Raw genomic sequence first — 16035 nt, 5'->3', positions numbered from 1 at the left:
AAATAGTACTGTCTGATTTAACCGATAAAAGGGAAGAGTATTATGCCGCAAACAAGCAATACGACGGAAGACGCAATAAAACGGGATTGGCTGCAAAAAATCGAATATATCGGCAACAAACTGCCGGATATTACCATGCTGTTTATCTATGCTTTGGTTATTTGCTGGTTGTTGTCCTGGGGATTGTCCTACTTGGATTTTGATTATATCAATCCGGTGACCAAACAACCGTTGGTTATCGTCAATTTGTTCCAACCGACGGAAATTCTGGCTTTCTTTACGGCGCTAACCAAAAATTTCGTCAATTTCCCACCGTTGGGGATTACGATTGTGGCGACCATCGGGATCGGGATTGCCGAAGCAAGCGGTTTTATCAATGTCGGCTTGAGCCGTGCCTTAAATATCATTCCGCAAAAAATTGTGACACCGGCGGTGATTACCGTGGCCGTGTTCGCCCATATCGTAGCGGATTCGGCGTATGTGATTTTAATGCCGGTCGCGGCATTGGTGTTTTATTTGGTCGGTAAACACCCACTGTCCGGTATTGCCGCCTCTTTTGCCGGATTAGCCGGTGGCTTTTCCGCCAGTTTTACCCCGTCGATTATCGATCCGATTATGCAGAGTTTTACGCAAAATGCCGCACGGATTATCGATCCGACTTATGAAGTGAATATCTTAGCCAACTATTTTTTAAGTTTCGGCAGCACCTTTTTTGTGATCGGCGTTTGTTGGTATATCACCGATAACATTATCGATCCCCGTTTGAAAAGAACGATGCCGCTGGATAACGATTTAGACCATCAGCACACCGAAATTCAACCGCCGTCGCCGTTGGATCTGAAAGCGTTCCGCTGGGCAAGTGCGGTTTTTGTGTTGCTTGCGGCCGGTCTGTTCTTTGCCGCCGCACCGCAGGATTCGTTGTTGCGTTCGCCTGAAGGTTCGCTGACCAGCCCGAGTGCTCCGATTATGCAGATGATCGTGCCGCTGTTACTGCTGTTTTTTGCCGTGCCGTCGTTGATTCACGGCGTGATCGCAAAAACCTTCAGCGACACGCGCACCGTCACCAAATCAATGGAAAAAATCACCTATACGCTGGTGCCGTTTATCGTCTTTTCCTTTTTTTGCGCACAGTTTCTCTACTCTTTCAACCGTTCGGGAATCGGCACGTTGATCGCCTTGTCGGGCGCGGAATTTTTGAAGTCGCTGCAAATGCCGTCGGCGATTACGATTTTCGGCGTATTAATCCTGACCGCACTTTTAAATATCATCATCACCTCCGCCACCTCGAAATGGGCGATTTTATCTTCGATTCTGGTGCCGATGTTGATGTCGGTCAATATCTCGCCCGAACTGACGCAGGCGGCTTTCCGCATCAGTGATTCGGTGGTCAATGTTTCAACGCCGATGTTTGCGTTTTATCCGTTGTTAATTTCATATTGCCAACGTTATTGTAAAAATACCGGTGTCGGCACACTGTGTTCGATGATGATTCCTTATACCATCGGTTTATTTATCGTCTTGACACTGGTGCTGTATCTCTATTGGTGGCTGGGCATTCCGCTCGGCTTTGACAGCGGCTACAGCTACCCGAAAGTATAGGAGGAGAGTATGCAACAGCAATTAGTCGAACGTTTTTTCCGTTATTTGGCGATCAGCAGCCAAAGCAATGCCGCCGTTGCCGACGTGCCCAGTTCGGACGGGCAGTGGAAAATGGCGCAATTACTTGCCGAAGAGCTGAAACAGCTCGGTTTAAGCAAGGTGGAAATCGACCAACACGCCAACGTGACCGTACTTTTGCCCGGCAGTGTGCCGAATGCCACGCCGATCGGTTTTGTGGCGCATATGGACACCGTCGATGTGGCGCTTTCGCCGGAGATTTATCCGCAAATACGCACCTTCGACGGCGCAGATATTCTGTTAAACGAACGCCAGAATATTTGGCTGAAAGTCGCGGAACACCCTGAAATCCAAGCCTATTTAGGGCAAGAGATTATTTTCAGCGACGGCACCAGCGTGCTGGGCGCGGACAATAAAGCGGCGATCGCCAACATCATGACCGCACTTTCGCTTATCCGGCAACACAATATCGCTACCGGCGATATCTACATTGCTTTTGTGCCTGACGAGGAGATCGGCTTGCGTGGCGCGAAATTACTGGATTTAAGCCGCTTCAAACCGGATTTTGCCTACACAATCGATTGTTGCGAATTGGGCGAAGTGGTGTATGAAAACTTCAACGCCGCCGCAGCCAAGATTGTGATTAACGGTATCAGTGCCCACCCGATGTCCGCCAAAGGGGTGATGGTCAACCCGATTTTGGTCGCCCATGATTTAATCAGTCAATTTGATCGCCAACAAACACCGGAATGCACCGAACAGAAAGAGGGTTATTGGTGGTTTAATCAATTTGAAGCCAATCAAAGCCGCGCCGAGTTACAAATCGCGATCCGAGATTTTGATCAACGCGCTTTTGAACAGCGCAAGGCGTTTATTGTGCAAGCGGTGGAAAAGATCAAACGGCAATATCCGCAAATTACGATCGCATGCACCATCAACGATATTTACGGCAATATCGCCAACACCTTAAGCGATGATCGCCGCTCGATCGATTTGTTGTTCAGCGCCATGCAGCAACTCGACATTGCCGCCAAAGTCACCCCGATGCGCGGCGGCACCGACGGCGCAGCTTTGTCGGTCAAAGGCATCACCACCCCGAACTATTTTACCGGTGCGCATAATTTCCATTCCAAATTCGAATTTCTACCGTTGCCGTCGTTTGTCAAATCCTGCGAATTGACCTTGCAATTGATCAAACAGGCGGCGGGCGGATAAGACGTCGTTAAAAGTGCGGTCGCAAAAACGGAATAATGGTGGGACGTTATTCCGTTTTCTTTTGTCGTGAGAATGGGCTGATTGGTCGAGAAAATTTCACAAAAAAAGCGGTTCGGTGATAAACTAACGCTCAATTTGAATTATCTTTGAACAGACTTGAATTCATAACCGAATCGACACAGCAGTAGTGAGAGAACAGCAATGACGGATAACAAGAAAAAGGGCGGCTTTTGGTCTTGGTTGGGCTTGGGCAAAAAAGAGCAACAAGAACAGCAGCAAGCCGAGCAAGAGCGGTTGGTGCAGGAACAGGCAGCACGGGAAGCGGCAGCGCAAGCGGAAAAAGTGCGGTTGGCGCAGGAACAGGCAGAACGGGAAGCGACAGCGCAAGCCGAGCAAGAGCGGTTGGCGCAAGAGCAAGCGGAACGGGAAGCGGCAGCGCAAGCCGAGCAAGAGCGGTTAGCACAAGAGCAGGCGGAACGGGAAGCGGCGGCGCAAGCGGAGCAAGTGCGGTTGGCGCAGGAACAGGCAGTACGGGAAGCAGCAGCGCAAGCGGAACAAGAGCGGTTAACACAAGAACAGGCAGCACGGGAAGCGGCGGCGCAAGCCGAGCAAGAGCGGTTAGCACAAGAGCAAGCGGAACGGGAAGCGGCAGCGCAAGCGGAAAAAGTGCGGTTGGCACAAGAACAGGCGGAACGGGAAGCGGCAGCGCAAGCCGAGCAAGTGCGGTTGGCACAAGAACAGGCGGAACGCGAAGCGGCAGCGCAAGCGGAACAAGAGCGGTTAGCGCAGGAACAAGCAGCACGGGAAGCGGCAGCGCAAGCGGAGCAAGCAGCACGACAGCCAAAAGAACAGGAAAAACCGAGTGAAGGCGGTTTTTTCAGCCGTTTATTAAAAGGCTTGGTCAAAACCAAACAGAATCTGGGTTCGGGTTTCCGTAATCTGTTTGTCGGCAAAAAAATTGACGATGAACTGTTTGAAGAGCTGGAAGAGCAGTTGTTGATTGCGGACATCGGCATGCCGACCACCACGAAAATTATTAATAATCTAACCCTGCACGCCTCGAAAAAAGAGCTGCGTGATGCCGAACAGCTGTATCAAAAATTGAAAGAGGAAATGGCGGCGATTTTGCAGCCGGTGGCGCAACCGTTGGTGATTACGGATAAAAAACCGTATGTGATTTTAATGGTCGGGGTCAATGGGGTCGGCAAAACCACCACCATCGGCAAGTTGGCGCGCCAGTTCCAATCGGAAGGCAAATCGGTGATGTTGGCGGCAGGCGACACATTCCGCGCGGCGGCGGTCGAGCAGTTGCAGGTTTGGGGCGAGCGCAATCACATTCCGGTGGTGGCGCAAAGCAGCGGTTCTGACTCGGCTTCGGTGCTGTATGATGCGTTGGAATCGGCGAAGTCAAAGAATATCGATGTGCTGTTGGCAGATACCGCCGGACGTTTGCAAAATAAAAGCAACCTGATGGACGAATTGAAAAAAATCGTGCGTGTGATGCAGAAGCTCGATCCGCAAGCGCCGCACGAAATTATGCTGACGTTGGACGCCGGTACCGGACAAAATGCCATCAGTCAGGCAAAACTGTTTAATGAAGCGGTCGGCTTGACCGGTATCACCTTGACCAAACTGGACGGCACGGCAAAAGGCGGCGTGATTTTTGCCATTGCCGATCAATTTAAAGTGCCGATCCGCTATATCGGCGTAGGTGAAAAAATCGATGACTTGCGCCCGTTCGAAGCGCAGCAGTTTATCGACGCGCTGTTTAGTCATGAGAATGAATAACGCATAAAAGAGAGAAAACATGATCCGTTTTGTGAATGTAAGCAAAGCCTATTTAGGCGGCAAACAGGCGTTGCAAGGGTTGACCTTTCATCTGCCGGTGGGCAGCATGAGCTATCTGACCGGACATTCCGGCGCCGGCAAAAGCACGCTGTTAAAACTGATAATGGGGATCGAACGTGCCAACGGCGGCAACGTGTTTTTCAACGGTCATGATATTACCCGAATCGGTCCGGAGCAAATTCCGTTTTTGCGCCGTCAAATCGGTATGGTGCATCAGGATTACCGTCTGCTGACCGACCGCTCGGTATTGGAAAACGTGTCGCTGCCGCTGATTATCAGCGGTATGCATCCGAACGAAATCAAACGCCGTGCGTCGGCAGCCTTGGATAAAGTCGGTTTATTACACCGTGCCAACCATTTGCCGTTACATCTGTCCGGCGGCGAACAGCAACGGGTGGATATTGCGCGCGCGGTGGTGAATCGTCCGCAACTGCTGCTGGCGGACGAGCCGACCGGAAACTTAGATAAGGCACTGTCGCAGGAAATTTTCCGTCTGTTTGAAGAATTCAACCGCATCGGCGTGACGGTGTTAATCGCCACCCATGATCACGCAATTATTCAACAAAAACCGAAACCGACCCTTGTTTTGGAACAAGGGCATTTGCGTGCGTTTCAATAGGAGTGGCAACAGATGAATTCACGTCGTTTACAAGCGCCTTTTTGGATGCAAACCCAGTATGTGTTGAAATCGGTGTTTGCCGATTTATGGTTAAAACGGGTCGGCACGCTGTTGACCGTGTTGGTGATTGCGGTTTCGCTGACCATTCCGACCATTAGCTATTTGTTATGGAAAAATACCAAGCAAGCCGCAACCGAATTCTATCCGGAGTCGCAAATCAGCGTGTATTTGGATAAAACCCTAAGCGAAGCCGATGCCAATCTGGTGGCGGACAAATTGCGTCAACAAAACGGCGTTGCTTCGTTGAGTTATATTTCACGCCAACAGAGTTTGGAGGAGTTCCGTGCGTGGTCGGGTTTCGGTAGTGAATTGGAGCTATTGGACGATAACCCGTTGCCGGCGGTGGTGATGGTCACGCCGGAGGAGGAATATCAGCAGGCAAATAAGCTGGCGGATCTGCGCATGAGCCTTGCCAAAGTCAAAGGCGTTGACGAAGTGCGGTTAGACAGCGACTGGCTGGAAAAGCTGGGCGCAATCACTTGGCTGGCAGGGCGGATTGCGGTGGTGTGCACGCTGTTAATGTTGTTGGCGGTGATTTTGGTTATCGGCAATAGTATCCGTTCCGATGTGTACAGCAGCCGTGCCAATATCGAAGTGATGAAACTGCTCGGCGCAACCGAACATTTTATTCTGCGTCCGTTTTTATACACCGGCTTAATCTACGGCATTATCGGCGGCATCTTGGCGGCGCTGTTAAGTGCGGTGACGATAGCCTATTTTTCTACGGCGATTGCCTATGTCGCCGATATTTTCGCGGTCAAATATGAATTGAACGGGATCAATTTGATTGAAACCCTGTTTATCATCATGCTGGCGGCGTTCACCGGCTGGTGCGGCGCTTGGATTGCGGCGAAGAAACATATCAACCGTTTGGATGAAGGGCAATAATGATTTGTTCCTTTTATCTTGTTCAAACCGCACTTTAGCCCGTCGCAGGAAAAATGATGTCGCAAGATACGTTCCAACAAGTCGTTGCATTGCTTGAGCAAAACCAAGCCCGTTACCGCGTGGTTGAACACCTCTCCGCCGGAAAATCAGAGGACGTGGCGAAGCTGCGCGGCACCGAGCTCGGACAGGGGGCGAAAGCGTTGGTATGTACCCTGAAGGGTAACGGGGTGAAACAGATGGTATTGGCAATCTTGCCGGCGGATCGGCAAGCGGATCTGGCAAAAATTGCCGCGGCGTTCGGCGCGCATAAAGCTTCGTTATCCAGCCCGGCGGAAGTGATGGCCTTAACCGACTGCGTATTCGGTGCCATTCCGCCGTTCAGTTTTCATCCGCAGTTAGTATTAATCGCTGATCCCAGCCTTGCCGAACGTTATTCCGAATTGGCATTCAACGCCGGCACTTTGGAACGTTCGATTATTTTGAACACCCAAGATTATTTCCGTATTGCCCAACCAAAACAAATTGGTTTTATCTGCACTGCCGTCTAAAAACAATCAACCATTCATAATTTGTGATAAAAACCACTGCCGAACGGCGGCAATGGTGCGCTGTTGCCTTGTGACACCGCCTCAAGAAACGGCTGAATTTGCGCCCAACGGCTGCTGAGTTTTAATTGCGGATAACGTTGCTGAAATTCAGCTGCCAAGGTTTGTGCCTGTATGTGGTCGTCCGTTTGCATGGCATGAAACATCAGCAGCAATAAAATATTCTCCAGCGAATGAATAATCAGGCAATTCGGCATGGCTTCTTGCTCGCTATCAAACAGCGCAATGTAATCTGCGGCACTTCTGCTAAAAAAGTCTTGTGGAAAATAGCGGCGGATTTTGGCTTCAAAGAGCGGCAAACAGGTGTGGATATCAGCCAGTACGCTGTCGAGCAGTTTTTTCTGTAACAGAGACCATGATCGACTCAAATCGTAGTGCCAACCGAAAGCGACTTTTTCTTTATTGCGGTTAGTTTGCTCGGGTAGCAGGCTGTCGATGTCGCTTTTGAAATGAAAATCGGTACTGTCGGTGCTTGGGCTGCGCTGTTGCCACTGCAATAACAGCGGGTGCTGCATAGACAAACGGGCATACAGCTGCTTATGGTGACGGGTAAGCGATAGCTTCAACAAAATCCGCTGCTGTTCGCCATTGTCGCGATACCACAACCAATCATAATATTTGCCTTCGGCGTCAGAACCGGCGGAGGCGAACTGCCAGCCGTTTTTATTCATTTGGTTTTCGAGAAAATGTGCGGTTTGCGTCAGATTTTCATCTACCCGCTGTTGCATGAGGTGGGCTTTTGCCAGCTTGGCGGCGATGGCTGCGGGTGTTGTTTTCAAATCCAGTAACCAGCGGACAATGGCTTCAGCGTCGGGCGTGTCGGCATAATTGAGTTCATGAGACAGCGAAGTGCGGTTGAGCGAGGTGTCTTGGCGGCGGATATTTAGCAGCTGGTGCGTCACCGCCCATTCGCGTAAAGCGAGCAAGGTCGGGTCGTTTAACCAATCGTCAAAATGACGGGAAAATGGGCTTGCATCCAACGTAATGCCTTCTTGCCAGCATTCGATAAACAGCAGGTAGGCTTCTTTCATCAGAATCTCATCCTGCGCGGAATGAGCGAGTTGTACGATTTGCAAGATCAATTCGGCTAGCGGCAGTGTAGCGAGAGTTTCGCCGGCCTCATCGATCACGCCGTCGGCATACAAACGCGTCCAGAGGTGGCTGCCGAATTGCGGTAAGATCCAATGTGCGCCGTTTTCAAATAATGAAAACACCGCTTCATCAGTGGGATTTGCGACATCCGCAGCCAGCCAAGTGCTGTCGACCGCAGCGTGTGCGGCAAAGTAATCGGGATAGCGATGAAAATCAGGGTGCTGCGCCAGCGGCAATTTGCGGATAAAACCGTATTGCATCAATTCGGGCAAGCAGCGCAATACGGTGTAGCTGCAATCAAAGCTGTTTTGCAGGTGATAGAGATGATAAAACAGGCGGCGTTTAGCGCAGGCGGACAGTGCGCTGGCAGCGACCAGCCGGACGCACTGCTCGACAAAATCTTCCACGGCATGATATGACATCTTCTCCTCCGGTGTTTCTTTGCTATTTATCGGAGTTTACTGATTCTGCAGCGCAATGGCAAACCGTACTTCAGTGTCGCTATATCAGTCGTTGCCAACGGTGGCGTAGAAACGCAACCCCACCGCACTTCGATATTTCTCAGTGGCGGTGGGGGTTTTAATGCAAGGGTAAAGTGCGGTTATTGCAACTGTTGCAGCACCGCTTGATAATCGCTGTTGTGCAGCGGCATATAGCCGGTGAAGTGCAGCCAAGTACGCAAGTTGCCGTAGTAGTGTTGCAAGAACGGTTTAAGATCTTGCTTATCCTCTAACGACGCATTGTTGACATACAAATACAACTTACGGGTGAGCGGTTGGTAACTGCCGTCGGCGGCGGTTTGCAGCGACGGGGCGACCGCACCGTTACCGTTGTCGATTGCCAGCAGTTTCAATTCTTGCCAATGGCGGTGATAGGCGCCGATGCCGAAGAACGCGAGCGCATTCGGCTCGTTGGCGATTTTTTCCACCAACTCTTCTTCGTTTTCCGACGCGGTGTAGTCGCTGCGGCTGACGCCGGCTTCACCGTTGATTTTATCGGTGAAATAGTCGTAAGTGCCGGAAGCCTGTCCGCGACCATATAACGCCAGCGGTTTGTCCGGAAAACCTGACCGCACTTGGTTCCAGTGGGTTATCTTGCCTTCGGCGGCTTTCTGCCAAATCGTTTTTAATTCGGCAACGCTGAGGTCGTTTGCCCAATCGTTCTTCAGATGCGTGACCACGGCAATAGTATCGACCGCAAGCGGAAGTGCGGTATAGGCAATGCCGTTTTGGGCGCATAAGGCTTTTTCTTTGTCGTTCATCGGGCGTGAAGCGTCGTTAATATCGCTTTGCCCGCTGCAAAACAGCTGGAAACCTGCGCCGCTGCCGGAGAATTTGACCGAGATACTGGCGTTTTTGTTGCGGCGCAAGAAACGTTCGGCGGCCTCTTTACTGATGGGATAAACCGTGCTGGAACCGTCGATAATCAGCGTATCGGCGCTAATTTCCACATTGCTGGTTTTATCATTGTCGCAGCCGACGCTTGCCAATACGGCGGCGGCAAGGGTGAATACCGTGAATACGTTGCTTTTACGCATAACAAACCTCGTTTAGCCTTTTTTTCTTTTTTCAGCCATAAAACTTTCCCAAAAGGTTTTCAGGCTGCTGTATTTGGTTTCGACCGCATTGAAATAGGTTTCGACCTCGTCGATGATTTCATGCTGGCTGTCTTCGATATCCGCTTGCAATTTGCTTTCCAAATCCGCCAGAGCTTGTTTTAATTCCTGAATTTTCTGTTCTTTTTCACGAATGGTTTGCAGTGTCATAATCTGTTTCCTTATAAAAGTTGTCCGATAGCGATGATCAGGAGTGGAATAGCAAAGAAAACACCAAACATATAAGCAAACACATACATTTTATTTTTTAAACCCCATTCGGCGAGGGTGGTGGCCATAATAACCGGAACTTGTCGCAATAACGGCAAAACGTAAATCAGCCCGATACCGAACACATTGAACAGCAGATGTACCAACGCGATCTGCAAGGCGACTTGTGCCGCAGGGCCGGAAATGGCAGTGGCTGCCAAAAGTGCGGTCACGGTGGTGCCGATATTGGTACCGAGGGTGAACGGATAGACCTGTTTCAGAGTGAACACGCCGGTGCCTGCCATCGGTACGATCAGGGCGGTGGTGGTGGAAGAGGATTGCACCATCACGGTGATTAACGTGCCCGACAACATACCGGAAACCGGTCCGCGACCAACTGCGGCATTCAATACGTCTTTTGCCTTGCCGACCATCACTTTGCGCAAGACTTTACCGATTTGGCTGACGACAAATAGAATCAGCACCACGCCCAGCACAATCAGCAATAATCCGGACCAGATTCCGGGCAACCAGCCGGTCAGCAGTTTTAACAGGTTATCGGCAGGTGCCAGCAAGGTTTTCATAAAATTCATGCCGCTCATGCTCATGTTGCTGTCGGAAACAAACAGTTGCGCCAGATAGGCAGAGGCTTTTTGCAACGGTTGGAACAGCAATTCCAGCGGTAGCAAAATCGCCACGGCGAGAATGTTAAAACTGTCGTGTACCGTGGCGGCGGAGAAGGCGCGGCGGAATTCGTCGGGGCTTTTAATATGTCCGAGGCTGACGATGGTGCTGGTCAGCGAAGTGCCGATATTCGCTCCCATCACCATAGGAATCGCCATGCTGACCGGTAAGCCGCCTGCCACCATACCGACGATAATCGAGGTTACGGTGCTGGAGCTTTGAATCAATGCGGTGGTAACGATACCGACAATCAGCGCAACGAACGGATTCGAGGCAAAACTGAATAATTCTTTGGCGTTGCTGCCGGTGGCGATTTTAAAGCCGTTGCCGATTGCGCCGACGGCGGCTAAAAGCAGGTAAATTAGGATAGCGACCAATAACCAGGCTTGCCAGTTTTTGGAAGAGGCGCCGGGTAACGTATGCGGTGCGGTTTGAACGGTATTCATAGGTTGTCATCTTCAATCTGTTTAAAATCGTGCAAAGTGTAGCAAAGAAATATGACAGTTTTATGACAGTGACGGCAGAAATGGCGTTCGGCTGCGGTTGCCGGCTTGGGAACAGCGCCATTATGCTTGATCTAACAGCCGGTTAGGGCGTGATGCCGCAGACGTTATGTTTTTGCCGGAAGGTGATTTCTATACCTAAATATTGCTGGTCGGACACTTGTACGCTTTCGGCGATATAGTGTTGCTGATCGTAAATGTCGGCAAAGCAAGCGCGGATTTCAGCTGCCCGCGCCTCGATGTCTTTGCCGACAAATTGATCGGCATAGCCGATTATTTTGGCAGCCAGTTTAAACGGAATTTGGCTTTCCGTCAGCTGGAAATGCAGCTCGCCGCGCCCGTCGCTGGCTTTGCCGCTGAGTGTCAAATCAACTGCCTGCGCACCGGCTTGCCCAAACTCAAACTGTGCCAGTTGCGCATTGGCAAAAGACGAGAAGAAAAAACCGGATTTTTCTAAAATAGTATTATCCAGTTTTTGATGTGCCAGATCGGTCAGTTGTGGAAAACGGGGCAAATTGCCAAGTATGATCGTTTTATTATGCTCGAAATCGAACTCGGTACGATTGATAGGGATTTCCAACCGCAATAACGGCAGATTATCTTCATCAATCACATAACCGTCGCTGCGTTCTTCCAAATCAATAAAATAAAGCCGATAAAAATCATCAATATATTGGCGTGGTACACGATAGGTCAGCACAAGGTCAAGGAAAAGCGCGTTGCCACCGTTGGCATAATCCAAATCGCGCCAATTCTCGTCCAAGGTAAAATAACCGGACAACAAGCCTTCGGCTAGCGGCAAGGAATAAGATTGCTGTTGCAATTGGATCGTCAGCATGGGTGGTCTCAAGCGAAAATAAGTAACAACCAGGTTATGGTCATGATCGCTAACGCCATTGTCACCGCCGCCGAGCCGAGATCTTTGGCTCTGCCGGACAGTTCGTGGTATTCCGTGCCGACCCGATCGACCACTGATTCAATCGCGCTGTTGAGCAATTCGACAATCAGTACTAACAATACCGAGCCGATCATCAATGCCCATTCGACCGCACTTTCGCCCAGCCAGAATGCCGCCGGAATCAGCACCACCGCCATAATCAATTCATGTTGAAATGCGGTTTCGGTTACGGCTTGTTTTAAGCCTTTAATCGAATAGCCGGTGGCTTTGACTAAATGGGTGAAGCCCTTATGTTTTTGCACGTTTGTTCCTTTTTGCCTAATAGCTAGTGGTAAAATATTTGCTTTTACATTTTTAAATTTTTATTTAAAAATTCATTATATCTTTTAGATATAATATTTGAAATTTCATTATATTTTTCTAGGTTGTTTGGCTCATGAAATATTGTCGGTAAGTTAGGGTTTGAGTGATCAACATAATCATCAAAATATTTATCGGAAGAATAATAATATTGTGCAAATTCATTTCCATTAGTATTAAAGTCGTCTGACGTCAGTTTTTCATCACAACATTTTTGAATAAATTCAGAGCCAGTGATTTGGTTGCTTTTAACTTGTTCGATTTCTCTTTGAAAATTTTCCTTTAATAAACAGCTTGTTAAATCATTATTAATAATCCAATGCATAAATAATCCCATATGAGTTAAAGCATTGTTAACAGGCAAATCATTTGGATAATCCTCATTAAGATGCCATTTTATATCATCATATTTCATATTAATTCCTTACAGTTGTTTCTATTGTTATTACTTTATTTTTTAGGTTGTCTGGTGCATTTTTTCCAATAACTTTAGCTCCAGTTTTAGCCATTGAATTATCTTTTAAAATTTGTAGGCTGCTTCTTTTTGCATTACCACTTTTCACTTCAATCGCAGAAATAATATCATCTTTTTTAACCATATGATCTATAACCCTTCTAGAATATTCAGTTTTAACTGATACTTGACTACCTAGAATGTTATATCCTTCTTTGAGTAATTCCCTTTTTACTTCATGTTCTCTTTTTTTTCCTCTTTTTGAATTATTCTTTAGTGTCATTCTTTTCTTATCATTAATTTTTGCTAAGTTTAGTTTTTCAGTTGAAAGCTCAGATTTAATAAAATTTTTAGCTTCTGCTTTTATATCATTTAATCCTAGTTGAATCTTTCCTAATCCTTTTCTCATTGAAGATATTGAAGGAGGAGAAGACATTTCTATAGCCACAAGAAGAGCTTTCTCTCGAGGTGAAAACTCTTCTTCAATATCAGTTACAATAGCATTACCTGAACCAATGAAGACATTGGGTGAGCCGGTCATAATTTTTGCACCACAGCTTGTACAATCACCTTCCCGTGCTGCAGATTGATTGTGTAGGAACACTGTTTCACTACCTGAGGCGATGACTTTAAGACTGTGGTTATTGCAGTTTATGGAATTATTTAAACCAGCAAATGCAGCTGGTTTACCATTGATAAAGATTGAATTTGAACCTTGTGTAATATATCCGTCCTCACCAGATAAACAGTTGTCTACGAATTTACGTGTTGCTTCTGCAGCTTTTTCAGCCCAATCTGGTTCACGGGTTTGCGATGTTTTCGTATTAAGAGATCGGCTTGCTTCAAATAGCATAAAACCGATACGAGCAGCGGCTCCAAATGGACCTAGAAAGCCTGCGAGAATATAAGGCGAAGATGAAATAATGCCACCTACAATTGCTCCAGTAGTTGCTCCTAGAAGGCTTTTATGCTTGATTGTATCACCAACTCGTGTGAACGGAGCGATATTTTCCCGTTTGCCAACAAGGTGAACTTTAGATCGTGGGAAACTATTAATGCGCGTCGTTATCCGTTGAATAGCTTCAGCAGCGATTTCTTCACCAGTTTTAGGTTTATTCTCCATTTCAGTTATTTCTTTTGTTCTATATATCAAAAATATAATTTAACTCGACAACCGTCGCGCCTCAACCACATCGTTAATCCGCAGCAGTGAAGACAGAATACGTGCCAGCATGCTGACATTGCCCAGTTCGATTTCCATATCAATGGTGGCGGTCATGTTTTTCACATCGCTTTTACTGGAGACCCGCAGCACACTGACTTTTTCATTGGCAAGCACGGTGGTGATGTCGCGCAGCAAGCCGGTGCGGTCGTTGGCGACCACGCGGATGACCAAGTTAAATTTGGTGTGGTAACTTTCGCCCCAAATCGCTTCCACCACCCGTTCCGGACAGGCTTCTTGTAGGTTCAGCACCTGTTCGCAATCGGCACGGTGAATCGAAATGCCGCGCCCTTGGGTGATGTAGCCCAAAATGTGATCGCCCGGAATCGGCTGGCAGCAGCGCGCAATATGGTGCATTAAGTTGCCGACCCCTTCGATGACGATCTGCCCTTTATTGCTACTGGCTTTATGCTGTTGCTTATTTTCCACTTGGCGCAGAATATGCTCATCGACCTCTTCCGCCGTCGGCCGCAGTAATTTGCCTTGTAAGTAGTTACTCAGCTGGTTGAGGCGAATGTCGCCGTTGCCGATGCCGGCATATAAATCCTCAAGCTGTTTCAGGTTGTGGCGCGGCAGGGCATATTCTTCAATTTGCTTGTAATTCAGTCCCAGTTTTGCCATTTCCGCTTCCAACAGCTCTTTGCCGAGCGGAATATTTTTCTCACGATCCTGCCGTTTAAACCATGCCTGAATTTTGGAGCGCACCCGATTGATGGTGACAAAACCGGTGTTCGGATTCAGCCAGTCGCGGCTTGGATTCGGATTCTTTTGGGTCAGAATTTCAACTTTATCGCCCATTTGCAATTTGTAAGTGAACGGCACGATTTTATCCGCCACTTTCGCGCCGACGCAACGGTGACCGACTTCGCTGTGAATGGTGTAAGCAAAATCCAGCGGGGTTGAGCCGACCGGTAGATCAACAATATCGCCTTGCGGCGTGAAGACGTAAATCCGGTCATCAAAAATTTTGCTGCGGGTCTCTTCCATCACATCGCCGGACTGGCTGAGGTCATGCTGCCACGCCAACACTTGGCGCAACCAAGTGATTTTCTGTTCGTAACCCGCCCGTCCGCCGGTGCTGCCTTCTTTGTATTTCCAGTGCGCCGCCACGCCCAATTCGGCATTATCGTGCATTTGTTGGGTGCGGATCTGCACCTCAATCGCTTTGCCGCCCTCACCGAGCACGACGGTGTGAATCGACTGATAGCCGTTCGGTTTCGGGTGGGCGACGTAATCGTCAAATTCGGCGGCGATATGTTTGAAATGGCTGTGGACAATGCCAAGTGCGGTATAACAATCTTCCAGCTTATCCACAATAATCCGCACCGCCCGAATATCAAACAGTTGCTCGAACGGCAGGTTTTTCTTTTGCATTTTTTTCCAAATGCTGTAGATATGTTTCGGTCGACCGTACACTTGCGCCGCGACCGGCAGCTCGGCTTGCAGATCGCGTTCGATGACGGCAACGAAATCATGGATATAAGCTTCGCGATCACGCCGTTTTTCATGCAACAGTTTCGCGATTTTGCGGTAATTATCGGGATCAAGATAGCGGAAACAGTAGTCTTCCAGTTCCCATTTCAACTGCCCGATCCCCAAGCGGTTGGCAAGCGGAGCATAGATATTGCTGCATTCGCGCGCCGCCAGTATTTTTTCCGGCTCGGAAATAAAATTATTCTCTTCACGCAGAAACGCCACCCGTTCCGCCAGTTTGATCACCACACAACGGAAATCATCGACCATCGCCAGCAGCATACGGCGCACGTTATCCACCTGCAAATGGCTGCCCGACTGACTGGCGCTCAGTTGGCGGATGCCGTCCATATCGACCACGCCTTTCACCAGTTTGCGAATGTCGTTGCCGAAATCCTCTTTGATTTGTTCGTAGTTCAACACGCGGCGGCGCACCAACGGGAACAACATCGCCGCCAGCAGACTGTCTTGATCCATATTCAGCCCGCTCAACACCTCGACCATTTCACTGGCGGCATACAGCAAATATTGCCGCTCTTTGGTTTCGAGATTTTGCAATTTTGCGTCGTTATAATGCCAAGTTTCGATTAACGTTTGACGAACGGCAGGAGCGAGCGGCAGGCGTTCGCTCCAATCTTCAACCACAAATTGCGCCGGTGTCAGCAAATGTGAGGCTCGTATAGCAACCATTTT

The 16035-nt window shown here is 48.8% G+C and carries 15 protein-coding genes; 6 read left to right on the top strand and 9 right to left on the bottom strand.

Features of this window, described 5'->3' with window-relative positions; translation table 11 throughout:
* Nucleotides 1-42 precede the first annotated feature (42 nt).
* From B8880_RS02105 to B8880_RS02080, 6 genes are all read left to right on the top strand, one after another.
* A complete protein-coding gene (locus B8880_RS02105; protein WP_084255764.1) occupies nucleotides 43-1599 on the top strand; it encodes an AbgT family transporter in 1557 nt (518 codons plus the stop codon).
* 9 nt (nucleotides 1600-1608) lie between these two features.
* Complete coding sequence (gene pepT / locus B8880_RS02100) at nucleotides 1609-2832, top strand: peptidase T (protein ID WP_084255763.1); 1224 nt, start codon at nucleotides 1609-1611, stop codon at nucleotides 2830-2832.
* Nucleotides 2833-3033: 201 nt separating this feature from the next.
* The gene (gene ftsY, locus B8880_RS02095; protein ID WP_084255762.1) at nucleotides 3034-4620 is read left to right on the top strand and encodes a signal recognition particle-docking protein FtsY; all 1587 of its coding nucleotides are present in this window, start codon (nucleotides 3034-3036) and stop codon (nucleotides 4618-4620) included.
* A gap of 19 nt (nucleotides 4621-4639) precedes the next feature.
* Entirely contained in the window at nucleotides 4640-5299 is a 660-nt protein-coding gene (gene ftsE / locus B8880_RS02090) for a cell division ATP-binding protein FtsE (RefSeq protein ID WP_084255761.1), read from the top strand.
* Nucleotides 5300-5311: 12 nt separating this feature from the next.
* Nucleotides 5312-6247 carry a permease-like cell division protein FtsX gene (gene ftsX, locus B8880_RS02085; RefSeq protein ID WP_084255760.1) on the top strand — a complete coding sequence of 312 codons (936 nt, stop codon included), beginning with the start codon at nucleotides 5312-5314 and terminating at the stop codon, nucleotides 6245-6247.
* A gap of 56 nt (nucleotides 6248-6303) precedes the next feature.
* Nucleotides 6304-6795, top strand: coding sequence for a YbaK/prolyl-tRNA synthetase associated domain-containing protein (locus B8880_RS02080; protein ID WP_084255759.1), 492 nt, complete (start codon nucleotides 6304-6306; stop codon nucleotides 6793-6795).
* 14 nt (nucleotides 6796-6809) lie between these two features.
* On the opposite strand, the gene B8880_RS02075 is transcribed toward B8880_RS02080, so the two are convergent.
* From B8880_RS02075 to relA, 9 genes are all read right to left on the bottom strand, one after another.
* The gene (locus B8880_RS02075) at nucleotides 6810-8366 is read right to left on the bottom strand and encodes a hypothetical protein (RefSeq protein ID WP_084255758.1); all 1557 of its coding nucleotides are present in this window, start codon (nucleotides 8364-8366) and stop codon (nucleotides 6810-6812) included.
* A 179-nt stretch (nucleotides 8367-8545) separates the two neighbouring features.
* Nucleotides 8546-9481: a PstS family phosphate ABC transporter substrate-binding protein gene (locus B8880_RS02070; protein WP_084255757.1), complete on the bottom strand. Its 936-nt coding sequence runs from the start codon at nucleotides 9479-9481 to the stop codon at nucleotides 8546-8548.
* Between the two features lie 12 nt (nucleotides 9482-9493).
* On the bottom strand, nucleotides 9494-9709 hold the full coding sequence (locus tag B8880_RS02065; RefSeq protein ID WP_084255756.1) for a hypothetical protein: 216 nt from the start codon (nucleotides 9707-9709) through the stop codon (nucleotides 9494-9496).
* Nucleotides 9710-9720: 11 nt separating this feature from the next.
* Entirely contained in the window at nucleotides 9721-10878 is a 1158-nt protein-coding gene (locus B8880_RS02060; RefSeq protein ID WP_084255755.1) for a Na/Pi symporter, read from the bottom strand.
* A gap of 142 nt (nucleotides 10879-11020) precedes the next feature.
* Entirely contained in the window at nucleotides 11021-11773 is a 753-nt protein-coding gene (locus tag B8880_RS02055; RefSeq protein WP_084255754.1) for a hypothetical protein, read from the bottom strand.
* An 8-nt stretch (nucleotides 11774-11781) separates the two neighbouring features.
* Entirely contained in the window at nucleotides 11782-12135 is a 354-nt protein-coding gene (locus B8880_RS02050) for a diacylglycerol kinase (RefSeq protein WP_084255753.1), read from the bottom strand.
* A 44-nt stretch (nucleotides 12136-12179) separates the two neighbouring features.
* Entirely contained in the window at nucleotides 12180-12608 is a 429-nt protein-coding gene (locus B8880_RS02045) for a DUF7832 domain-containing protein (protein ID WP_084255752.1), read from the bottom strand.
* A 1-nt stretch (nucleotide 12609) separates the two neighbouring features.
* Complete coding sequence (locus tag B8880_RS02040) at nucleotides 12610-13770, bottom strand: PAAR domain-containing protein (protein WP_084255751.1); 1161 nt, start codon at nucleotides 13768-13770, stop codon at nucleotides 12610-12612.
* Nucleotides 13771-13809: 39 nt separating this feature from the next.
* Nucleotides 13810-16032, bottom strand: a complete 2223-nt coding sequence (relA, locus tag B8880_RS02035) for a GTP diphosphokinase (protein ID WP_084255750.1) — start codon at nucleotides 16030-16032, stop codon at nucleotides 13810-13812.
* Nucleotides 16033-16035 lie beyond the last annotated feature (3 nt).

Source organism: Pasteurella testudinis DSM 23072 (assembly GCF_900176075.1).
GTDB classification, from domain to species: Bacteria; Pseudomonadota; Gammaproteobacteria; order Enterobacterales; family Pasteurellaceae; genus Chelonobacter; species Chelonobacter testudinis.
This window is presented reverse-complemented; position numbering and strand designations above follow the sequence as displayed.

Excerpts from the sequence above, each read along its gene's own strand:
- B8880_RS02105 (WP_084255764.1), top strand. The coding sequence starts at position 43 with ATGCCGCAAACAAGCAATACGACGGAAGACGCAATAAAACGGGATTGG.
- pepT (WP_084255763.1), top strand. The coding sequence starts at position 1,609 with ATGCAACAGCAATTAGTCGAACGTTTTTTCCGTTATTTGGCGATCAGC.
- ftsY (WP_084255762.1), top strand. The coding sequence starts at position 3,034 with ATGACGGATAACAAGAAAAAGGGCGGCTTTTGGTCTTGGTTGGGCTTG.
- ftsE (WP_084255761.1), top strand. The coding sequence starts at position 4,640 with ATGATCCGTTTTGTGAATGTAAGCAAAGCCTATTTAGGCGGCAAACAG.
- ftsX (WP_084255760.1), top strand. The coding sequence starts at position 5,312 with ATGAATTCACGTCGTTTACAAGCGCCTTTTTGGATGCAAACCCAGTAT.
- B8880_RS02080 (WP_084255759.1), top strand. The coding sequence starts at position 6,304 with ATGTCGCAAGATACGTTCCAACAAGTCGTTGCATTGCTTGAGCAAAAC.
- B8880_RS02075 (WP_084255758.1), bottom strand. The coding sequence starts at position 8,366 with ATGTCATATCATGCCGTGGAAGATTTTGTCGAGCAGTGCGTCCGGCTG.
- B8880_RS02070 (WP_084255757.1), bottom strand. The coding sequence starts at position 9,481 with ATGCGTAAAAGCAACGTATTCACGGTATTCACCCTTGCCGCCGCCGTA.
- B8880_RS02065 (WP_084255756.1), bottom strand. The coding sequence starts at position 9,709 with ATGACACTGCAAACCATTCGTGAAAAAGAACAGAAAATTCAGGAATTA.
- B8880_RS02060 (WP_084255755.1), bottom strand. The coding sequence starts at position 10,878 with ATGAATACCGTTCAAACCGCACCGCATACGTTACCCGGCGCCTCTTCC.
- B8880_RS02055 (WP_084255754.1), bottom strand. The coding sequence starts at position 11,773 with ATGCTGACGATCCAATTGCAACAGCAATCTTATTCCTTGCCGCTAGCC.
- B8880_RS02045 (WP_084255752.1), bottom strand. The coding sequence starts at position 12,608 with ATGAAATATGATGATATAAAATGGCATCTTAATGAGGATTATCCAAAT.
- B8880_RS02040 (WP_084255751.1), bottom strand. The coding sequence starts at position 13,770 with ATGGAGAATAAACCTAAAACTGGTGAAGAAATCGCTGCTGAAGCTATT.
- relA (WP_084255750.1), bottom strand. The coding sequence starts at position 16,032 with ATGGTTGCTATACGAGCCTCACATTTGCTGACACCGGCGCAATTTGTG.